Source organism: Bartonella sp. CL434QHHD, assembly GCF_042195145.1.
Classification (GTDB): domain Bacteria; phylum Pseudomonadota; class Alphaproteobacteria; order Rhizobiales; family Rhizobiaceae; genus Bartonella.
Genome location: NZ_JBHINT010000022.1, coordinates 1 through 1,276, shown reverse-complemented (window position 1 = coordinate 1,276; position 1,276 = coordinate 1). Strand labels below are relative to the sequence as shown.

Genomic DNA, 1,276 nt, shown 5'->3' with positions numbered 1-1,276 from the left:
TTAAGGAAGTTTCTGAAGGAGTCGCACAGGATTCCTTGAATTGGAGTAATGAAGCCAATGCGTTTGTAGCTAAGCATGGAAAAGAAGATAAAAGAGCGAGCAGCAAGATTAAACATCTTGCCAACGGAGACGTTAGTGGAACTTCAAGCGATGCTGTAGCAGGAAATCAGCTATATGCTCTAGGTGACAGTGTTGCGCAGTCTTTAGGTGGTCATGCTAGTTATGCCGGTGGCGCTTGGACAGCTCCAAGCTTCAAGATTAAGACCATTAATGAGGATGGTACTAAAGTTGAAGAGAAGAAGTATAATACTGTATCGGAAGCTTTTGAGGGTGTAGGAACATCTTTTGAGAATCTTCAAAAAGAGTTTACCCAAAACAACACGGAGGTTACTGAAAATATTAAGCAGAATGCATTGTTGTGGAGTGATTCTGACAAGGCGTTTGTAGCAACACATGGAGAGAAGGAAAGCAAGAGTAAGATTACATTTCTTTCCAATGGAGAGGTCTCTGCAAGCTCAAGTGATGCGATCAATGGTTCTCAGCTTTTTGATACGAATAAGACTGTTGCAACTTATTTAGGTGGTGGCGCTGAATATAAAGAAGGTAAATGGACGAATCCTAAATTCACGGTCAAGACCTTTGATGCTGATGGTGGATCTAAAGATCAGAATTATCCTGATGTAGCGAGTGCTTTAACAGGGGTTGGTAGTTCTATCACAAATGTTAAAAATGAGATTACAAAACAAATTAACAATGAAATTAACAATGTTAGAGGAGATAGCCTTGTTAAGAAAGATGCAGATACAAATCTTATCACTATTGGTAAAGAAGTAGAAGGCAGTGAAATCAATATAGCCAACAAGACTGGTACGGATCGGACTCTTTCAGGTGTTAGTGAAGCAACAAAGGATAATGATGCCGTTAACAAGGGTCAGCTTGATGCAAGTCTGAAGGAACTTTCTACCAGCNTACGGATCGGACTCTTTCAGGTGTTAGTGAAGCAACAAAGGATAATGATGCCGTTAACAAGGGTCAGCTTGATGCAAGTCTGAAGGAACTTTCTACCAGCCTTCAGTCTGATGATTCAGCTGTTGTTCATTACGATAAAAAAGATGGTGATAATGGCGGCATTGATTACACGAGTGTGACTTTAGGTAAAGGTAAGGATGAAGGACCAGTTGCACTTCATAATGTAAAAGATGGTACCATTGGTGAGAGTTCACATGATGCGATTAATGGTAGTCAGATCAACACGATTTCTCAGAATGTAGCTAAA

At 40.2% G+C, this 1,276-nt stretch carries 1 protein-coding gene and 1 pseudogene; both read left to right on the top strand.

Annotated features, from left to right (window positions below):
- Positions 1-35 precede the first annotated feature (35 nt).
- Complete coding sequence (locus ACFILN_RS03775; protein WP_375670898.1) at positions 36-1,052, top strand: hypothetical protein; 1,017 nt, start codon at positions 36-38, stop codon at positions 1,050-1,052.
- Positions 1,034-1,276 (top strand): annotated as a pseudogene (locus ACFILN_RS03770) (hypothetical protein); the annotation flags it as partial. The gene ACFILN_RS03775 and the pseudogene ACFILN_RS03770, both read left to right, overlap by 19 nt.